This window comes from Paenibacillus ihumii (assembly GCF_001403875.1).
Taxonomy (GTDB): domain Bacteria; phylum Bacillota; class Bacilli; order Paenibacillales; family Paenibacillaceae; genus Fontibacillus; species Fontibacillus ihumii.
This window is the reverse complement of record NZ_LN884299.1, coordinates 1,915,106-1,934,298: the sequence shown is the minus strand read 5'-3', so window position 1 is coordinate 1,934,298 and position 19,193 is coordinate 1,915,106. Positions and strand designations below refer to the sequence as shown.

16 protein-coding genes and 1 pseudogene are annotated in these 19,193 nt (G+C 50.6%); 3 read left to right on the top strand and 14 right to left on the bottom strand.

Going from position 1 to position 19,193, the window contains the following annotated elements:
* Window positions 1-95 precede the first annotated feature (95 nt).
* Window positions 96-422: an SHOCT domain-containing protein gene (locus BN2762_RS16205; protein ID WP_055107955.1), complete on the top strand. Its 327-nt coding sequence runs from the start codon at window positions 96-98 to the stop codon at window positions 420-422.
* A gap of 630 nt (window positions 423-1,052) precedes the next feature.
* Here the strand turns inward: BN2762_RS16205 and BN2762_RS16200 are convergent.
* Together BN2762_RS16200 and BN2762_RS16195 are read right to left on the bottom strand one after the other, a co-directional pair.
* Window positions 1,053-1,517 (bottom strand): hypothetical protein, encoded by a 465-nt coding sequence (locus tag BN2762_RS16200; protein ID WP_148499956.1) that lies wholly within the window; start codon window positions 1,515-1,517, stop codon window positions 1,053-1,055.
* A 293-nt stretch (window positions 1,518-1,810) separates the two neighbouring features.
* On the bottom strand, window positions 1,811-2,122 hold the full coding sequence (locus BN2762_RS16195; protein WP_148499955.1) for a hypothetical protein: 312 nt from the start codon (window positions 2,120-2,122) through the stop codon (window positions 1,811-1,813).
* Window positions 2,123-2,612: 490 nt separating this feature from the next.
* Here BN2762_RS16195 and BN2762_RS16190 point away from each other — a divergent pair, with 490 nt between their 5' ends.
* Together BN2762_RS16190 and BN2762_RS16185 are read left to right on the top strand one after the other, a co-directional pair.
* The gene (locus tag BN2762_RS16190) at window positions 2,613-2,957 is read left to right on the top strand and encodes a transposase (protein ID WP_230202525.1); all 345 of its coding nucleotides are present in this window, start codon (window positions 2,613-2,615) and stop codon (window positions 2,955-2,957) included.
* Window positions 2,864-3,874, top strand: coding sequence for an IS3 family transposase (locus BN2762_RS16185; protein WP_148499853.1), 1,011 nt, complete (start codon window positions 2,864-2,866; stop codon window positions 3,872-3,874). Before BN2762_RS16190 ends, BN2762_RS16185 begins: the two co-directional genes overlap by 94 nt.
* A gap of 802 nt (window positions 3,875-4,676) precedes the next feature.
* Here the strand turns inward: BN2762_RS16185 and glnA are convergent.
* From glnA to mutL, 12 genes and pseudogenes are all read right to left on the bottom strand, one after another.
* On the bottom strand, window positions 4,677-6,005 hold the full coding sequence (glnA, locus tag BN2762_RS16180; RefSeq protein ID WP_055107951.1) for a type I glutamate--ammonia ligase: 1,329 nt from the start codon (window positions 6,003-6,005) through the stop codon (window positions 4,677-4,679).
* 23 nt (window positions 6,006-6,028) lie between these two features.
* Window positions 6,029-6,439 carry a MerR family transcriptional regulator gene (locus tag BN2762_RS16175; protein WP_055107950.1) on the bottom strand — a complete coding sequence of 137 codons (411 nt, stop codon included), beginning with the start codon at window positions 6,437-6,439 and terminating at the stop codon, window positions 6,029-6,031.
* Window positions 6,440-6,576: 137 nt separating this feature from the next.
* Window positions 6,577-7,830 (bottom strand): methionine gamma-lyase family protein, encoded by a 1,254-nt coding sequence (locus tag BN2762_RS16170; protein ID WP_055107949.1) that lies wholly within the window; start codon window positions 7,828-7,830, stop codon window positions 6,577-6,579.
* A 134-nt stretch (window positions 7,831-7,964) separates the two neighbouring features.
* A complete protein-coding gene (hflX, locus tag BN2762_RS16165; RefSeq protein WP_055107948.1) occupies window positions 7,965-9,269 on the bottom strand; it encodes a GTPase HflX in 1,305 nt (434 codons plus the stop codon).
* A gap of 13 nt (window positions 9,270-9,282) precedes the next feature.
* Complete coding sequence (locus BN2762_RS16160) at window positions 9,283-10,275, bottom strand: AAA family ATPase (RefSeq protein WP_055107947.1); 993 nt, start codon at window positions 10,273-10,275, stop codon at window positions 9,283-9,285.
* An 80-nt stretch (window positions 10,276-10,355) separates the two neighbouring features.
* Window positions 10,356-11,051, bottom strand: a complete 696-nt coding sequence (locus BN2762_RS16155) for a YdcF family protein (RefSeq protein WP_055107946.1) — start codon at window positions 11,049-11,051, stop codon at window positions 10,356-10,358.
* 1 nt (window position 11,052) lies between these two features.
* On the bottom strand, window positions 11,053-11,613 hold the full coding sequence (locus BN2762_RS16150) for a ribonuclease FAU-1 family protein (protein ID WP_055107945.1): 561 nt from the start codon (window positions 11,611-11,613) through the stop codon (window positions 11,053-11,055).
* 179 nt (window positions 11,614-11,792) lie between these two features.
* The gene (locus BN2762_RS16145) at window positions 11,793-14,465 is read right to left on the bottom strand and encodes a transglycosylase domain-containing protein (protein WP_055107944.1); all 2,673 of its coding nucleotides are present in this window, start codon (window positions 14,463-14,465) and stop codon (window positions 11,793-11,795) included.
* A 131-nt stretch (window positions 14,466-14,596) separates the two neighbouring features.
* Window positions 14,597-14,836 carry an RNA chaperone Hfq gene (hfq, locus tag BN2762_RS16140; RefSeq protein WP_055107943.1) on the bottom strand — a complete coding sequence of 80 codons (240 nt, stop codon included), beginning with the start codon at window positions 14,834-14,836 and terminating at the stop codon, window positions 14,597-14,599.
* Between the two features lie 24 nt (window positions 14,837-14,860).
* Window positions 14,861-15,835, bottom strand: coding sequence for a tRNA (adenosine(37)-N6)-dimethylallyltransferase MiaA (miaA, locus tag BN2762_RS16135; protein WP_055107942.1), 975 nt, complete (start codon window positions 15,833-15,835; stop codon window positions 14,861-14,863).
* Window positions 15,832-16,605, bottom strand: a complete 774-nt coding sequence (locus tag BN2762_RS16130) for a class I SAM-dependent methyltransferase (protein ID WP_055107941.1) — start codon at window positions 16,603-16,605, stop codon at window positions 15,832-15,834. The genes miaA and BN2762_RS16130 overlap by 4 nt, the downstream gene beginning before the upstream one ends.
* A gap of 15 nt (window positions 16,606-16,620) precedes the next feature.
* Window positions 16,621-18,451, bottom strand: a pseudogene (mutL, locus tag BN2762_RS16125) (DNA mismatch repair endonuclease MutL).
* Between the last annotated feature and the right edge of the window lie 742 nt (window positions 18,452-19,193).

Genomic DNA, 19,193 nt, shown 5'->3' with positions numbered 1-19,193 from the left:
GGGGCTGAATCTATTTTGCTCGGGGTTCTTATTAGACAGACATTCAAGACCGATATACTAACTTATAGACAATCTGAAAGGAGGAGGATCTCATAATGAAATCAAGCAAAAAGATCTTAATTCTATTTTTTACATTTTGTGCTCTGGGACTTCTATCCGCTTCTTTAAATGGAATACTCGCCATCTTATTTTTTATTGCAGCTATAGCATGTTTTCCAATCGGAGGTTATTTTAGTAAGAAAGAGGAGGAGGAAGAAAGCGAACGAATAAGAATTGAAAATCAACCACATAAAATCGCCAATGAATTGCAAAAACTAAAAGAGCTTTTCGAGAATGACTTCATTACACTTGAAGAATACGAATCCAAAAAACAACAGTTGCAGTCTAAATTTTCTGAATCAAAGTCTAATTACTTGCAATAATAGATACGAAGGTTGTCCTAAAAAAACAGCCCGCAATACTTGGCTTGTCACCTGTACTAGGGCTGTAACAATATATAACCGATGTATTTTTTAGCTTTGCTTAGCTAGAGTCTATAATTATCGCTGGTTCAACCGAAAATTTGTCTCTGCATTCAACGAAACAGGCCCTTCCACAGACCATGCCAGATTGTATTTTCCTGTCTGAGTCCGCCCGAAAGCTCAAGCTTGAATTCACCCCATGTCCCCTGCTGCTCGGCTACAGGATGTCCGTCTCTTGCACCTCTCCATTAACTTCGTGGACCTTACTGTTCAGAGCAGAAAGACATGCCGCGTAGCTGTGATCGGTGGTGCGAAACTTGATTACGCCCCTGCTCTGCAGCTATGGAGGTCACATTTACGCAATCCGTGAGAGATCCAAGAACTGGCCTGCCTGCAGCCGAAAGGATACGAGAACGCATCCCAGACTGGCCCAATGCAAGATCAATTTTCGCGCTGTCGCCCGTTTCCCGCTTTAATATGGATTCGGTATAATATGGCGAACGATCACTCGTCAATCCGCGTCTACATTAGCGGCCGGGGGGAGCAGGACTAGCAACAGCCCTACAATCGGGGCCAAGTACTTTTTCCAGTTCATGTCTGCTTCTTCTTAACTTCCGGATCCTGCTTTTTGATTTGATCACCATGCCTTCCAAGCAGAGTAACCAGGCTGTATAAGAATAACGCCAGCAAAATCTCCGTCTGAACATTGCCGAGCTCTACGCCGTCGATCCATTGGTCAATCATATAGATCATCGCGCCAAAAATAGCAATCAGCAGAATTTCCTGAACGGCTCTAGTCGCCCATATGAGCCGATCCTTGAACAAATGCTTTCGCAGGCTGTCCAGTAGGGTCCCGATCATACCGAGGAAACCGAGTCCGAGCAGTAATAACCCCATAAAAGCAAACGCCGATCCAACCGAAGAAATTTGGAGCTGGATAAAATCAAAGCTTTGCAGCGAATAGACTGCAAATACTAGAATAGCCATTAAAACTAGAATAATTCCCGCCAGCACAAGCCATGATAGCAAGCGTTCCTTCATGCTGTTTTTGCTCAAGACAACAGACACCTCCATCTTGTGCAGCTGACCTACTAAACTGTTTTTTTCATGTGGCATTAATTCGAATTTCCTCGTCTTTTCCGCTCGGATCGGCAAAAAAAATACTAGACAAGCTTTCTCCTCCAATCTGAATCGCTATTCCGCAGCATTATGAAATTACTGGAAATTCTAATCAAAATTTATCATATCACAGTAGCATTCTTAATGGAAATATTATGAATAGATGTAATTCTGATGGCCTGCACACAAAAAGACCCAGTCTCAATCAGACTGGGCCTGGTGGAGGATAACTAATTTTTCTTTTTATAGTAACTCAGAGCCCAGATCATAATCCACTCGAAAATATGATAGAAGACGGATACAGATAAGGCAGCCCAAATGCTCTCGATAAATATCCCTTTGAACAAACCCGCAAGCCAATAAATAATAATACTATCTGCAATCATTGTTATCGCATTTTTGGCATAAACAGATATTTGCCTATTCAAAATAGATCTCGCTACCGCAATTAGGAGAGGATTTATCAAAGTTTCAAATAATAGAAATCCAATAATGATGTATATAGAAAACGCTAGCAAATCAGGATATTGCTCAAAATTCATCAAGCTGCTTATTCCCGAAAAGGAGTAAAAGAACAGACTGTACAAGAAAGCAAAGCCAATGATTGGTGCTAGAATAAGTAAGGCCAATAACGGTACGAGCCATAGCTTTACTTGCCATGGCACAGGCTCATCTTGGTCTCGGCAATCTAAATATTTAATGATCTCGTTCAGGATACAGCATAGCACTAAGAATAAAATTGCTATAAACAGAAGATTAGTAATCTTAAAGGCGCCTCCCTTATAAAAGATATATGTTTTCTACAAATATACAATATATTCCTTTATATTGGTTTTGATTTTCCTTCATATTTATTTGTTTATGTCTAGGATTCTTTTGTGCAATAGGTCCCAGCTCTGGCAACTCTCGCATATTTCACCGAATAAATCTCCTACCAATCGAGAGGGGCATTTGTTTTAAAAAAGCGAAATGTATTTTCTATTTAGCCCCCTAATCCAATTGGACACTCTAATCCACCTCAGATACACTAAAATGAGTGAGGAGTTAGAATCCATGAAAAGACGATTTAGGTGCCCCAATGAAACGAAGAAGGAGCTTGTGGTAGAGGTGCTCTCGGGTTATCGGACGGAGATAGTAGCCCGGAAGCATGGAATGTCTCCTAGAACGTTAAGCCAGTGGGTTCGCCAGTATCAAGATGAGGTGGGTGACCTTATGAAAAAGAAGCAAAACGATGCAGAAAAAATGAAGGAGCATGCAGCCAATTTCAAGGAACTAGAGAAGAAATACAACGATGCCATGAAGCTACTAGGCGAAAAAGAGCTCGAGAACAGCATTCTACGAGACCTGGTAAAAAAAAAGTATCCCGATTGGAAGTAGCTATCTATTGGATTCAGCAAGGGTATCCCGTTCAAAAGGTGCTCCTTCTATGTGGAGTCCCACGTTCAAGTTACTACTATCGCCTAAAGCATCCTGAACGCCAGCAGCCAGTCAGCAGCGGTCGGCCTGTTCCAGGCTTCTCCTATGACAAGGATGGAAAAAAGGTAGGAGATGCTCGCATTAAAGGATACCTCAGACGCTTGATTCAAGGCCTTAACGCTGCCTTCGGCTATCGGAAGCTGACGACGTTGTTGCGGCGAAAATACCGGCTAATTATTAACAAAAAGAAGACCTACCGTCTCTGCAAAGAAATGGGGATTCTCCATCCACAGCGAGAGTTGAAAAACCCCGTACCTAAAAAGCTCGCCAATAACCGTATTGTGAGCGGACCAAACCAGCTATGGCAAATGGATATTAAGTATGGTTACGTAGCCGGCAAACGCCGACATTTCTACCTGGCCAGCATCATTGACGTGTTTGACCGGAGCATTGTCGCCCATTACCGTGGAAAGGTCTGCAGCACAGAAGACATTTTGCGTACGATCCAGAAGGCGCTTTTTAAACGTAGAATCCACGAACAAGAACACAAGTTGGTGATCCGGACGGATAATGGGCCGCAGTTCATTAGCAAAGCGTTCCATGCCTTTTGCGAGCAAGCGGGGTTAGAGCATGAAAGGATCCCCAACCAAACGCCAAACAAGAATGCTTTTATTGAGTCGTACCACAGCATTGTAGAGCAAGAATGCTACCAGCGGAATTGTTTTGAAACCTACGAAGAGGCTTTTGCAGTGGTCGACCGATTTATTCGATACTACAACACAGAACGCATCCACGGCAGTCTCTACGATTGGCCGCCCAAGGAATACTTGCGTTTAGTCACCGCGGGCTTGATTAACCCAAAGAAAATTGCGCTATAATGTGATTTCCTAAGTATGATGTGGAAAGTGTCCAAACTTAGGGGGTTGAACCGTTTTATACAGCTAATTAAGCTCTTTTAGCAAAAAATATATACGCTAGATGCAAAACATGCAGTTAGTTTACCTGGATCAAGCGAATTCGTCGAAATATCTTAAAATTAAATGTAGGTTCCGCAGTTAGTTCCCTCTAACCCGGCCAATACCGATGAACTAATTGCATGAAATACATCTAGTTACCTAATCCAGACCATCTAATCACCCCTGACCATCTGAGTTACCGATCCTGACCATCTGGCTTACCGCCCCTGACCATCTGGGCATAGTAATAAATCCGCAGTTAATTTGTTGGAGGGAAAGACTCCATTAATTATTAGGGAGCTGCAGAGGTGTTATTTGACATTTTGGGCATAAACGGCAATTTGCAATTTCATAGGCTTCTGCAGGAGGGATTCCAATCCGCACGATGCAGCTGCTACTATATTTGCTAGCCAGTTTGTTATCGAATCAAGAAAAATCCGCAATTTGACCTAGGTACTTTATTACGAAATATTACGGTATTCCCTGCTGATGGATTTGGTTTAGAGAAGTTATAAATTTCTATTTTGTAACAGTTCTTTATCCTGTCAGCGCTATTTTTAAATAAATGGTCTTTTTCACCAAATACCATTACTAGAAAAATCATTAACTACAAGTAACAACAAGCCGATCGATTTTCCCCTAGAGTATAGTCTAAAATGCTATTATTGCCCTGCAAACAAAAAAATCCCCCAACGCTCAAAGCGTCAGGGGATTCTCATTTAGATTAATACAACGTCATATAATGGTCGCGTTCCCACTCATGGACTTGCGTTCTATACATATCCCACTCAATCTCCTTCAGTTCATACAGATGAGTACGGGCATGCTCACCAAGCGCATCGGAAATGACTTCGCTCTTGATCATTTCGTTGAGCGCCTCTTTCAAATCGGACGGCAGGCTTGGGATGCCTTCCTCGATCAGTTCTTCCTCGGACATTACATAGATATTGCGATCAACCGGTGCGCAGAGCGGCAGCTCGTTCTTGATGCCGTCAAGGCCGGCTCGCAGCATAACAGCCAATGCCAGGTACGGATTAGCGGCTGGGTCCGGGTTGCGAACCTCTACGCGAGTGCTGAGTCCGCGCGAAGCCGGAATACGGATCATCGGGCTGCGGTTGCTGGAGGACCAGGCTACGTAGCAAGGGGCTTCGTATCCAGGCACGAGTCGTTTATAAGAGTTGACCGTCGGATTCGTGACCGCCGCAAAAGCGCGGGCATGCTTCAGAATGCCGGCCATGTAATGGCGAGCCTCTTTGCTGAGGCCAAGGCTGTCGCTCTCATCATAGAACGCATTGACATTTCCTTTGAACAAGGATTGGTGGCAGTGCATGCCAGAGCCGCTCACACCATACAGCGGTTTAGGCATGAAGGTCGCATGCAAGCCATGCTGGCGGGCAATCGTCTTGACGACCAGCTTGAACGTTTGAATTTGGTCAGCTGCCTTGATGGCATCTGCATATTTGAAGTCAATTTCATGTTGACCCGGGGCTACTTCGTGGTGAGAAGCTTCAATTTCGAAGCCCATTTCTTCAAGGGTGAGGACGATTTCGCGACGGCAGTTCTCCCCGAGATCCGTTGGAGCCAGATCGAAATAACCGCCCTGGTCGTTCAGCTCCATCGTCGGGTTGCCTTTCTCGTCGGTTTTGAAGAGGAAAAATTCAGGCTCAGGACCTACATTCATCGCGGTATATCCCATCGCTTCCGCTTCCTTCAGCGCACGCTTCAGAATGTTGCGCGGGTCTCCGAGGAATGGTGTGCCATCCGTCATGTAAACATCACAGATCAGCCGTGCCACACGATCCTCAGCCACCCATGGGAAAATGACCCAAGTGTCCAGATCCGGGTACAGGTACATATCGGATTCCTCAATACGAACATATCCTTCAATGGAGGATCCATCGAACATCATTTTGTTATCAAGCGCTTTTTCCAATTGGCTGACAGGAATTTCTACGTTCTTGATCGTTCCGAGCAAATCAGTAAATTGCAAACGGATAAATCGCACGTTCTCTTCTTTGGCAATGCGTAAAATGTCTTCTTTGGAATAACTCAAGATCTCTCTCTCCTATCGATTTTCTAGATTTTGAAAAAGCGGGATAACTCTCCTTGGATCAGCGAAACCTGACCCCGTCTGTTCCCAGTTACCAGCTCCTGCTTCAGCCGGCGATAAAGCTCTGAATCCGTCAGTTCCTTCCGTTTCTCCTCGGTTTCCTTCGTCATGACCGTCGTCTCCGGGGATTCCTTGACCGCGGGCGCCAGCACCTGCTTGATTCCGGCCAGATTGACGCCGCGCTCAATCAACTTCTTAATCTCCAGCAATCGCTCGACATCGTTATATGAGAAAAGACGCTGGTTCCCGGATGTACGGGCCGGCATAATCAGTTGATGCTGCTCATAGTAACGAATTTGCCGGGCGGTCAGATCGGTAAGCTTCATGACGATACCGATCGGAAACAAAGCCATGTTTCTGCGAATTTCCTCACTCACCGCTCTCAACCTTCCGCATATATTTCACGAAAAATATTCTATGTCAGATAACCTGACATGTCAACAAGCATGTTAGGTTTGCTTCTAAAAATAACAAAAAAATAATGGCATAGAAAATTCGTCGATCGTTGCTTCTCTTACAGCAAATTTCGATCCTTCATCGTTTGCAGGGCCGTTAACAGGCCGAATTTGACGTGCGAGTACGTTAACCCGCCCTGCATATAGGCAATATAGGGCTCTCGAACAGGCGCATCCGCTGACAGCTCCAGGCTGCCTCCCTGAATGAAGGTGCCTGCTGCCATAATAACCGGGTGCTCATACCCCGGCATGTCCCAAGCCTCCGGCACAACGTACCCGTCCACGGCCGCCGCGCGCTGAATACCCTGGACGAAGGCGATCAGCTGCTCTGGACCGCTGAAGGAAATAGCTTGAATCAAATCGGTACGGGGATCGTTCCAGCCTGGGCGGCTCTCAAATCCGGCGCGCTCGAACACGGCAGCGGCGAGAATGCTGCCCTTGATCGCCTGTCCCACCGTCGTAGGAGCGAGGAACAATCCCTGGTAGATGCTTCTCGTCGTCCCCAGCATGGCTCCTACCTCCGCACCGATGCCCGGCGCCGTCAAACGGTAGGACGCAAGCTCTACCAAATCAGCGCGGCCGCAAATATATCCCCCTGTCTCAGCAAGCCCGCCGCCGGGATTCTTGATCAGGGAGCCTGCCATCAGGTCGACCCCGACCTGCGTTGGCTCCAGCTCCTCGGCAAATTCGCCGTAGCAGTTATCGACGAAGACGATGCAGTCCGGCTTGATTTCCTTCACCTGGCGAACCATTTCGCCAATTTGGTCTACCGTGAAGGAATTCCGCCAATCATAACCGCGGGATCTCTGGATGCCGATTACCTTCGTACGATCGCCCACCTTCGCGCGTACGCCCTCCCAATCGATCTCTCCGTTCTCAAGCAATGCAACCTCGTCATAGCCAATGCCAAAGTCCTGCAGCGAGCCTGTTCCATCGCCGGGATGACCGATGACCTTATGAAGCGTATCGTACGGTGTACCCGAAATGTAGAGCAGCTCGTCCCCAGGGCGAAGCACGCCAAAAAGCGCCGTGGCGATCGTATGCGTGCCCGACGCAAAATGCGGACGCACCAGTGCTGCCTCGGCGCCGAAAACATCGGCATACACAAGGTCAAGCACTTCGCGTCCGCGATCGTTATAGCCGTACCCGGTGGAGCCTGCGAAATGATAATCACTAACCTGATGCCGCTGGAATGCCTCGATCACCTTCCATTGGTTCCGATCGACGATGCGATCAATCCCCCGGAATTGCCCGGCAACCTGCCGCTCCGCATCTTCCAGCCATGCTACGATTTCTTCTGCAAAAACTGCCATAATGTTAAAACTCTCCTCTACCCATGCTTTCAAATTGAAGATTAAGTTAAATTGTGATTCCCAGTTGTGTACCCGGCCATTCATATGCTGCTGCCCATCTCTCAAGCTCCGTCAGCCATCTTATACTTGCCGATCTATTCGCCGTTCTTTACAGAATCCGTTCTGAACGGCACCAGCGCAGAGCCGTATTTCTCGTAATCCTTCGGATATAGGATCACGCGGTAAACAATAACGTCCTCTTCAATATTCCGTTCTATCACATTACCCACCCGGTAGACCAATGAAGCAAGATCCCCGCGAATGGCAGGGATGCGGAAGATGAACATCCCTCCGGACAAATGCTGCTCCACCGCTTCCCGAATCCGCAGCAGGTCGCCTTCGTCGAAGGCGCTGACTTTGAGATACCCTGTTCCAGAAGGAAGCATCTCCAGACGTTCGGCAGAGCACATATCCTTCTTGTTAAACAGCACGATCTGCGGCGTGCTCCCCGCGCCAAGCTGCTCCAGAATCCGCTCGACAACCTCCATCTGATCCTCCCGCATCGGCGACGAGGCATCGACCACATGCAGAATGAGGTCTGCTTCATTCGCCTCTTCCAGCGTAGCGCGGAAAGCTGCGACCAGCTCATGCGGCAAGTTCTGGATAAAGCCGACTGTATCGGTAAGAATGACCTCCTTGCCGCTGGGCAGCTCAAGCGACCGGGTTGTCGGGTCAAGCGTAGCGAACAGCTGATTCTCGATATAGACTTCCGCTGAAGTCAACGCCTTGAGCAGCGTCGATTTGCCTGCATTCGTATAGCCCACTAGCGCCAAATGAACGACGCCCGTCTCCTTACGGCGTTCCCGGTGCAGCTTGCGGTGGCGAGTCACCTCCTCCAGCTGCCGCTTCAGCTCCCCGATCCGCCGCCGGATATGACGCCGGTCGGTCTCCAGCTTGCTCTCGCCGGGACCGCGGGTGCCGATGCCCCCGCCGAGCCTGGACAAATTTTTGCCATGGCCGGACAGGCGCGGGAGCAAATAGGTGAGCTGAGCCAGCTCCACCTGAATAATGCCCTCCCGCGTCTTCGCGCGCTGAGCGAAAATATCCAAAATCAGCTGCGTGCGGTCAATGATTTTTACATCGAGCATATCCTCGAGATTCCGCACCTGGGCCCCTGACAGCTCCTGATCGAAAATGACGGTATTCACGTCATAATCCTGGATCGCTACATGCAGCTCATCGACCTTTCCTTTGCCGATAAACCATTTCGGATCAGGCTTATCCCTATTCTGGACAAGGGTGTCAACCACCTCGACCCCCGCGGTCAAGGCCAGTTGAACCAGCTCATCCATGGAATAGGCGGGATCAATCCCGCCTTGCTTCACATCGAGCGTAATTAGGCTGACCAAGATCGCCCGGTCAGGTACTTCCGTGTTCGTCTCATACAGCGAATTCGTCATTCATCCATGCTCCTTATTGGCGCCGTTCTTCCTTCTGATCCAGCTTCAAATCCTCCTGCCGCAGCGTCATTAGCTCAAGCTTGCCGGGCGATCCGCCGCTGTACTGTGTCAACAGACGCACCGCCTGACTGCGAATTGAACGCTCAATGACGTTGCGGACGTACCTAGCATTGCTAAAGGTGTGCTCGCCCTCACACTTTTCCCGCAGCAGATGCTGCTTTAATTTGAGTATCGCCTGTGGCATCAGAATATAGTCCCGTTCCTTGGCCATGCCCTCCGAAATTTGAATCAGCTGATCGACCGTATAATCTGGAAAATCGATCACGATCGGAAAGCGCGACGGCATACCCGGGTTGCATTGCAGAAAAAAGTCCATTTCCTCCGAATAACCGGCAAGAATCAGTATAAATTGGTTTTTGTGATCCTCCATCGATTTCACAAGCGTATCAATGGCTTCCTTGCCGAAATCCTTCTCGCCGCCGCGCGCCAGACTGTAGGCTTCATCGATGAACAAGATGCCTCCCAGCGCCTTCTTGACCAGATCCCTCGTCTTTTGTGCCGTATGCCCGATGTATTCACCGACGAGATCCGCGCGCTCCACTTCGATTAAATGCCCTTTGCTGAGCACGCCTAACCGCTGAAACATCTTTGCGGCGATTCTGGCGACCGTCGTCTTGCCGGTGCCCGGATTCCCTTTAAATACCATATGATACACCTGGGGATTTGACAGTAATCCCGCTTCTGAGCGCATATCGGTAATTTGCAGCAGCGCATATATTTCATACATTAAATCCTTAATGTGATTAAGCCCGATGAGTTGATCTAATTCCTTTTGTATTTCTGCGAATGCACCTTGCTGAGGGATCGCTTTGGCCGTTGACTGGGGATCCGCGTCTGGTACGCTCTGCGTAAGAACGGGGGGCTCGGGATTTCGGAGAATTACGTTGATCTGTCTGGAAGGCCTCTCTTCAGAAGATCCGCTTCTGACCACAACATGCCCTGGCATCGTAGAATCACCTCTTCGTATAAGGGGTAGGTCACTATCTTCTTCCAGTGTATTCTCTCTTCCAACCCGTTATTAGAAGACTATAAATTCAGCCCCAGCGCAAGACCAGCCTGAACCAACTTCCACTTCGTATATGCCAGCACTTCTCGCACCGTATTCGGAACAGGCTTGAGCACGTTAGATTTCGTCAGAGACAGCTTCGGGCGTTCATAATTCAAGGCATTCGCGATTTCCAGAGCCCGGTTTCCGTGAAACGTATGGGTCATAATAAGAGCTGAGCTGAACCCATGCTCCTTCATTATTTCTTGACTGAATTTCAAATTCTCATACGTGCTCGTCGCCTTGTTCTCTAGCAGCATAGCCTCTCGCGGCACGCCGCGCTCTGCCAAATAATTAGCCATTCCCTCAGCTTCGGTATATTTATAGTCTTCCCGATCCAGCCCTCCGGTCAGCAGGAATATCTTGAATTTGCCTGCCTCGTACTGCTCCAGGCTGTGGCGAAGCCGCTCTTCCAGTCCAGGGCTCGGCCGATCCCCCCACATGGCTGCCCCTAGGACGATCCCCACGTCCGCCGGCGGTGTATCCTTGGTCATTACGGCTTGACTGCGTTCTACGCTGCCAATCTGCGCCAGCACAAAGAGGAACCAGCAAATGCACAGCACGGCCAGCACCAGACCCCAGCGCAGCAGCCGCATGTACAGCGGACGCGCTTTGCGTCTGTCCCGTGCACTGCTTAGGTATGAATTATTCCTTGATTTTCTCCCCAAACGTATCATCTTAACCTCCAGGCCTGAACGGTTCTGAATCCATAAAGCCGCTGCGGAAATGCTCCAGCGACATTTGGAAGTACGGGAAATTATGCCGCTTGATCGCATCCAGCACTTCCCTTGCCGTCTCCATCGCCATGTCGTAGTCCTTCACCGTAATATGGCCCTTGCTCAGCGCTTCGTCAAGCTCGTCCTGATCCATCAGGAATACTTCTCCGTTCTTCAGCACGACGATGTCCAAATACAGGTCGTCAAACCAGGGAACGCCTTGATCGGTAATCCCTTGATTCTTACACACGTCAATATACCACTCGACAATATCGCCTTTCTCATCAAACATGGCTGTGACGACATAGCGGCTTCCTTTCGGATAGTACTGAAGCCAGGTATAGCCTTTATCTGCAATTCGGAAGGTATGGCCCCCATAAGTCTTCCACAAAGGATCGCGCAGCGCAAAAATAGTGTACAACGTCACATAGCCTGTAAACCTGTCGCTCTCCACATACTTGGATTTAAATTGACGCTGGGTGATGCGTCGCCAGTTCGCTCGGTCTCCAAATTTTCGCTTCATGGTATAAACCCTTTCAACACAATGTAATTTCAGCTTACCATATTTGAAAGAGAGTCACAAAACCGAAATTGAGGCAGTTACATGTTTATTAAACGATAAATGCCGCATTGCAATCAAAAAAACCACCGGCAAGCTGATTTCAGCCTGCCGGTGGTTCGTAAGTGAAAATGCTGGTTTTCTTAACCTTCAACGTTCATGCCTGCAGCAGGGTCCCCGAACGGATCCATCGCGCCGCTGTTGTCCGGCGGAGGCGTTACCGCATTTCCGGCCCCGGACTCTGTCGTTCCCGAGCCGTCAGTTCCTTCAGAATTACCGCTGCCTTCTCCGGTACCGCCTGGATCAGAAGGAGTGCCTGTTCCGCTGCCATTGCCATTGCCGTTGCCATTGCCATTGCCAAGGCCGTTACCCTGGCCGTTCCCTTGGCCATTGCCTTGGCCGTTGCCCTGCCCCGGATTATTTCCTTCGCCATTGCCCTGGCCTTGGTCATCTCCACCTGGCCATCCGCCTTGGCCTTGGTCCGGAGCGTTGCCGTCCTGGCCTTGACCAGGCGGGAATGGCAGCTGTTCCCCTTCATCCGGGTCAATATCGTCCATCGGCTCGCCGGCGCCGGTCTCGATAACGACCTTATTCGATGGCCCGCTCTCGATATCATTCGCTGGGTCATACGCGGTCACATAGTATTCATAGCTGGTTCCCGGCACGACACTTAAATCCTCGATCGCGGTCGTAGCCGCATCCAGGTAATACGTGTATTCGGCCTCCGAGGCTTCCTTGCGATAAATACGATAGACCGCTCCATCCTGCTCGGCGCCATTCCAGGTCAAGGATACCGTCTGCGTATCCTCGCTGTACGAAGCGGATAGCTCGCTCGGTGCGCTAAGCTCCTCCACTGGCGGCTCGGTCTCCTGCATGTTTTTCGGCACAGGGAAATCCTTGACCGGAACGCCTTCCAGCGCTTCCTTCATCACGGCTGCGAACAGCGCGGCAGTCTGACCGCTGCTTCCGTTCAGCAGGTGATCCTTATCCGGGTTGTCATACCCCATCCAGACTGCTCCGGTCCATTCCGGCGTGTAGCCGACGAACCAGACGTCGCGGTTCTTGCTGCTTTTCAGATTCTTGATGCCGTGCTGCGTCGTTCCCGTTTTACCGGCAACCGGGCGGTTGATGCGCGCTCTTTTTCCCGTTCCTTCGTTAACGACATCCTGAAGCATTTGCGTCATCTGATAGGCAGTCTGCTCTTTAAGCACCCGCTTCTGCTTCGGCGCATCGGCCTTATGAACCTCTTTGCCGCTGTGATCGACGATCGACTTGATCGAATACGGCTCGTTATATCTGCCTTGGTTCGCAAAGACGCTGAACGCAGAAGCCATTTCCAGCGTATTCGTTCCGTGCGTTAAACCGCCTAGCGCAATCGCCAGATTGCGGTCCTCCTTATCCATCGTGATCCCCATCTCCGTCGCATACTTCACGCCGGTCGAGACGCCGATCTCATTGAGCAGCCATACCGCAGGGATATTGATCGATTTCGTCAGTGCGGTTCTGAAGCTGATCGTACTGGAGTAGGATCCGCCCAAATTGCTTGGACAATAATTACCGAAGCACTGCTTCTCGTTGCTGATCATGGAATCCGGCGTAAATTTGCCCGTATCCAGCGCCGGTGCAAAGGAGACGATCGGCTTGAAGGTCGAGCCCGGCTGCCTGCGGCTGTCGAGCCGGCTGAAGCCCTTCCGCTGATAATCGCGTCCGCCAAGCAATGCCACCAGGCTTCCGTTCTCATGGTTCATGATGACCATCGAGGCCTGAACCTGCTGGTCATCCTTGCTCTTCTCAAAGAAGTCGTCATTGTCGAACGCCTTCTCCAGAGCCTTCTGCGCCTTCATATCCATCGTAGTGTAGATTTTATAGCCGCCGCGGTTCAGCTGGTCTTCCGTCATGCCCCATTTGCGCTCCGCTTCCTCCAGGACATAGTCCTTGAAGGCTTCGAAGCTCTGGTTCCTGGCCGGAGGCTCGTAGTCGTATACGACCGCCTTGGCATGCTCCATCTCGGCCTGTGTAATATACCCCTGCTCATACATCAGCTGGAGAACAACTCCCCGGCGCTGCATCGACAGCTCGGGATTGCGGAGCGGATTGTACTTGGACGGCCCCTTCGGCATCGCCGCGAGGGTAGCCATCTGCCATAGCTCAAGATCATTCAAATCGCTCTTGCCAAAGTAGCGGATCGACGCGGCCTTGATGCCGTACACCGTTCCCCCGAAGTTAATCCGGTTCAGATACAAGGTGAGAATTTCATCCTTGGTGTTGTTGCGCTCGAGCGCCATCGCGATCGAGACTTCCGTCGCTTTCCGGAAGAACGTCTTGTCAAAATCCAGGAAAATATTCTTCGCAAGCTGCTGGGTGATCGTACTGCCCCCCTCAACGAGCTTGCGCGCCACAATATCCTTTACTGCGGCCCGGCCGATCGCCCACAGGTCGACGCCGTTATGATCATAGAATCGTTTGTCCTCCGTGGCGATGAATGCCTTCTTGAGCAGGTCGGGAATTTCCTCGGACTTGACGGGCTCGCTCTTCTCCAGCGACAATTCACCCATCAGGTTGCCATTGCGGTCATATACTTTAGACGTCTCATAGACCGTCAGCTTCCCCTCGTTCTCTGCCAATATTTTCTCACCGCTGATCGTAATGTACAGGTAACCTGCTATGGCGCAAAATATAGCAAACGCAATCGTAAAAAACGAAGTCCACAATACCCGTTTGGCCGTCAGCTTCTTTTTTCTTTTTGCCCTCGGCTTCGCAGCCTTCGGTTCCGGCCTGCTGCTTCTTTCTAGTCTGGAAGGTCTTTTCGTAGACATGGTTATCTCTGACTCCCTTCTTGCCAGTGTCGCAATGTGCGCGGAAAGAAAAGAACAACCTCTTATCAGGTTGCTCCGCTCCATTTCCTATACCATTAAACGTAACAGCTTTGAAAAAGTTTCAATCAGGCTTAACCTTCGCCCTGATTTTCTTGCATCAGCGACACATTGCGCTGCGGCTGAAACGTCGAAATCGCATGCTTGTACACCATTTGCTGGCGTCCGTCGCTGTCGATGACGATCGTAAAATTATCAAATGCTCTAATCGTTCCTCTAATCTGAAAGCCGTTGGTCAAGAAGACGGTAACAGGGATGCTCTCTTTGCGTAATTGGTTCAAGAACGTATCTTGGATATTAATGGACTTGTTCATTAGCCGTACCCCCAATAGAAATCATTAGTGTTTTGAATTATATTCAAGATCAGTGGGAAACTTTCCTGCTATTATAGCATGAGCGGCCTTTAAATTCCCGGAAAAATTTTGACCGTCGCCCACATCGATCCACGAAATGTCCTTCATCCGCCGAAACCAAGAGAGCTGGCGCTTGGCAAACCGCCGGGTATCCCTCTTTAATTTCTCTATCGCTTCGTGAAGGGGCACGCCATCCTGAAGATGCTCCGCCATCTCCTTGTAGCCGAGTCCCTGCATGGATACCATATCCCGGTTATATCCTTTATCCAGCAGTCCCTTTACCTCATCTACCAGTCCGTTAGCGATCATTTCGTCGATTCGCTGTTCAATACGGTTATAAAGCATTTGACGGTCCATTGTCAAACCGATCAAGCAAAGATCATACGGCGACTGCTTTGTCTGGCCCTCCAGCTGGGCCGACAGCGTCTCGCCCGTCAAATGGTAAATCTCCAGCGCCCGCACGACCCGGCGCACGTCGTTGGGATGCAATCTCGCCGCAGACTTAGGGTCAACGGCCGCCAGTTTCCGGTGCAGCGCCTCTGCCCCCTCCTCCTCGGCGAGCCGCTTATGCGCTTCGCGGAACGCTTCATCCATGCCCGCTTCCGTAAATTGGTACTCATAGCAGACCGATTCGACGTATAGGCCCGTCCCTCCCACAATGAACGGCAGGTTCCCTCGCTGGTGGATTTCCGTAATCAGCTGCTTGCTCCATTCCTGGAACTGGGCGACCGAGAACGGCTCGTCCGGCTCCAGCACGTCGATCAGATGATGGGGAATCCCCTGCATCTCCTCCGGGGTGATTTTGGCCGTACCGATATCCATACCCCGGTAGACCTGCATCGAATCACCGGAAATAATTTCGCAGGAGAACGCCTTGGCTATCTCGATGCTCAGGCGCGTCTTGCCCACGGCCGTCGGCCCGACCAGCACGAGCAGCTTGGGTTTATGTTGTAAGTTCAAGGGGTAATCACTCCGTACGTTATTTTGGAACGGCTGCGGCCCAACACGCGAAATCCCAGTCTCTCGAATTCGCCGCTGCCGATTTTCTCTTTCAGAATGACCGCTCTTCGGGCGACACGGCAGGCCTCAGCAATGGCCGCCTCCTCCAGGCGGCTGTCATTGGCAAACGCGCGCAGCGGCGAGATCGAGGCGGACTCCAGGACAGGATCGCGGAACATTGGGTCAAAATAGACAATATCCGCGCTTTGATCCGGCATTAGCTCCAGCTGTCCCAAATGATGTCCAAGCCGCGGTTCAATGCGCCGCAGCGCTTCGTCAAAGGGCTGGAGCCCGGACTCATAATAAGTCAACCCCTCGCTGAGCAGCGCCCAAAGCGGGAGCGAATCCTCCATGGCGATGACCCTGCCCTTGGGCCCCGCACCGAGGGAAAATACGATGGAATCCGACCCGAGCCCAGCCGTGCAATCGATGATCGTGTCCCCGGGCTTCACGCCAGCCGCTTCCAGCATCGTATCCTGCTCCCCTTTGAACAGCCGCTTGGCCCGGACGAACGACATGCTGGGGTGGAAGTTCATCGGCTGCTCGCCGGGGCGGTGCAGCCGGGCTCCCCCTTCGAGTATGACAAGTATGTCTTCCCCGGGATGCAGCTCTGCAAGCCTCGCCATCGAGGCCCGGTTTCTCGGTACATAGCGGCAGCCCGACTTCGCTGCCAGAGCTGCGGCGCGCTTCACCGCCGCCGGGGCATGATGCTCTCCGGTCGTAATAATCAATCTTTCTTCCTCCGATCACATGACTCGTTTGAACAGCTTCTCCAAATCATAGGTCGAGAAGCTGACGACGATCGGTCTTCCATGCGGACAGGTATACGGCTGCTTGCAGGCCGCCAGCCTCTGGATAAGCGTCGTCGCTTCCTCCTGCGTCAGCTTCTGGTTCGCCTTGATGGATGCTTTGCAGGAGACGAGAATCGAAGATTTCTCCCGCAGCTTTGCGAGATCAATCTGCCGCTCCTGCAGCACCCATTCGGCCATCTCCTCGATAATGGCCGCCTCCTCGCCCGAAGGGAACCAGTACGGATAAGAGACGACGCGGAACGTTCCGCCGCCGAAGTGCTCCAGGATGACCCCGGCGCTCTCGAACCAATTCAGCCGCTCCTTGAGCTTCTCGCTCTCCGCGGACGTGAATTCCAGCGTGATCGGAATGAGCAGCTCCTGGGAAGCGTCCGCAGGGTGACCGAATTTCTCATAATAATATTCATAGTTGACCCGCTCATGTGCGGCGTGCTGATCGATCAGATACAGCCCGTCCTCATTCTGAGCGATCAGGTAGGTGCCATGGTGCTGGCCGATTAGGGTCAGCTCCGGGAAGGACGGAAGCTCCGGCGCCGCCTCCGGCGAGCCGTACAACGCTTCCGGCATACGGCCGCCCGCCTGCGGTGGCGCATAGCTGCTGCAGCCCAGGGCCGGCAGCTTCACGCTGCGGGGACAGCCCGGGATCAGCGGTGTCACGCTGAGGGAACAGCCGGGGGTCGGCAGCATCCGCGCGCGCCGCCGGGAAGTGGAACTGCTCTTGAATGACCGAGCGGTTTGCCCCCTTCCCGATGCTCTGCTTCACGACCTGCGGAATGAGCACCTGACCTTGCAGCAGCCCGCGAATGCTCTCCTCGACGAAGGCATTCAACTCGGGCTCTTTGCTGAATCTAACCTCCAGCTTGGACGGATGCACATTGACATCCACGAGAGAGGGATGCATGTCCAGCTGCAGAACAATAAGCGGGTAACGGTTAATCGGCAGCAGCGTATGATAGGCGCGCAGAATCGCTTGGTACAATCCCTGATTGCGAATATACCTGCCGTTCACGATCGTCGAAATACCGCTCCGGTTGGAACGGGTCAAATCCGGCCGCCCGATATAGCCGCTTAATTTATAGTCAAGATTCTCTTCATCGATAGGCAGCATTGCCTTGGAGGCATTGATCCCGTAAATCGATGCGATGACCTGAAGCAAATCGCCATTGCCCTGCGTTTGCAGTAGGGTATTTCCATTGTGGCGCAGGGAGATGGCAATCTCGGGGTGAGCCAGCGCCTGCCGATACATGACGTCGGAAATATGCCCGAGCTCAGTCTGAATCGTCTTCATGTATTTCAGCCTCGCCGGCGTATTGTAGAAAAGCTCCCGAATCGTAATATCTGTTCCCTTTGGCGCTGCCGCCTCCTCATTCTGCTTCAGGGAGCCGCCTTCAATGACAATCACCCGGCCGAGGCCGCTGTCATTGCTGCTTGTCAGCAGTTGTACTTTGGCAACGGCCGCGATACTGGGCAGCGCCTCCCCGCGAAATCCGAGGCTGCGGATTTGGAATAAATCGCGTCCGGTGAGCAGCTTGCTTGTCGCATGGCGATAAAAAGCCTTCTCGCAGTCCTCCGGCTCGATCCCCGAGCCGTTGTCCGTGACCCGGATCAGCTGCAGCCCGCCCTCCTCTACCTGAACGTCGATTTTGCGGGCCCCGGCATCGACCGCATTCTCGACCAGTTCCTTTACGACGGAAGAAGGGCGCTCCACCACTTCTCCGGCAGCAATCTGGTTGGCGATATGCTCGTCCAGCACAACGATATGGGCCATCATTACTCACCTCTTCCTGAACTTTTCTGGGATTATTTTTTCCGGGATTATTGTATATTCGGTTTTGTATTTATATATAAGATGAACTAATAAGCTAATCCCTGATATCTTGGAAGATCCCCTTAACCAGCAAGATCTAGTTCATTTTATATTACACCGTTGTACACTAAGATACCGCACCAAAAGATGCAAATACGAAACGATGATACACATACCAACAAATGATGCAATACCAAACAGGCTGTAAATCCCATATAAAGGGGCAGATACAATCAAAATTGCAAATACGAGATGCAAACACCAAACTATGATGCAAATACGAAACAATGATGCAATACGAAACTATGATGCAAATACGAAATATGATGTAAATACGAAACTATGATGTAAATGCCAAACGAAGATGCAAATCCCAAACATTAATTTTTAAATGGAATTCATGCATCTAATTAAACCCTAAACAAATGTTTTAGGGAAATAAATGGATTTTACATACCTAAAATCAAGGCTCCCACCCATCATTGGTAAATTTCCTTCTTTAGTGACATGAAATCCATTTAAATCCAACTTCCTTTTCTTGTCGTAGAAAATAACCGCTGTAAATCCATTTATTATAAGTTGAACGATACAAATGGAAATGGAGGTAAGACAAGTACATCAATTGTTCCCGCGGTCGCTGTTGCTCCTATATTCCATACCCTGGATAATATAGGTTCATGAGATGTTCTCCCTTGCCTTCATC

What these genes read in the sequence shown, in the direction of transcription:
- BN2762_RS16205 (WP_055107955.1), top strand. Translation starts at nt 96, where the DNA reads ATGAAATCAAGCAAAAAGATCTTAATTCTATTTTTTACATTTTGTGCT.
- BN2762_RS16195 (WP_148499955.1), bottom strand. Translation starts at nt 2,122, where the DNA reads ATGAATTTTGAGCAATATCCTGATTTGCTAGCGTTTTCTATATACATC.
- BN2762_RS16190 (WP_230202525.1), top strand. Translation starts at nt 2,613, where the DNA reads ATGAGTGAGGAGTTAGAATCCATGAAAAGACGATTTAGGTGCCCCAAT.
- BN2762_RS16170 (WP_055107949.1), bottom strand. Translation starts at nt 7,830, where the DNA reads ATGGCAGTTTTTGCAGAAGAAATCGTAGCATGGCTGGAAGATGCGGAG.
- hflX (WP_055107948.1), bottom strand. Translation starts at nt 9,269, where the DNA reads ATGACGAATTCGCTGTATGAGACGAACACGGAAGTACCTGACCGGGCG.
- BN2762_RS16160 (WP_055107947.1), bottom strand. Translation starts at nt 10,275, where the DNA reads ATGCCAGGGCATGTTGTGGTCAGAAGCGGATCTTCTGAAGAGAGGCCT.
- BN2762_RS16155 (WP_055107946.1), bottom strand. Translation starts at nt 11,051, where the DNA reads ATGATACGTTTGGGGAGAAAATCAAGGAATAATTCATACCTAAGCAGT.
- BN2762_RS16150 (WP_055107945.1), bottom strand. Translation starts at nt 11,613, where the DNA reads ATGAAGCGAAAATTTGGAGACCGAGCGAACTGGCGACGCATCACCCAG.
- BN2762_RS16145 (WP_055107944.1), bottom strand. Translation starts at nt 14,465, where the DNA reads ATGTCTACGAAAAGACCTTCCAGACTAGAAAGAAGCAGCAGGCCGGAA.
- hfq (WP_055107943.1), bottom strand. Translation starts at nt 14,836, where the DNA reads ATGAACAAGTCCATTAATATCCAAGATACGTTCTTGAACCAATTACGC.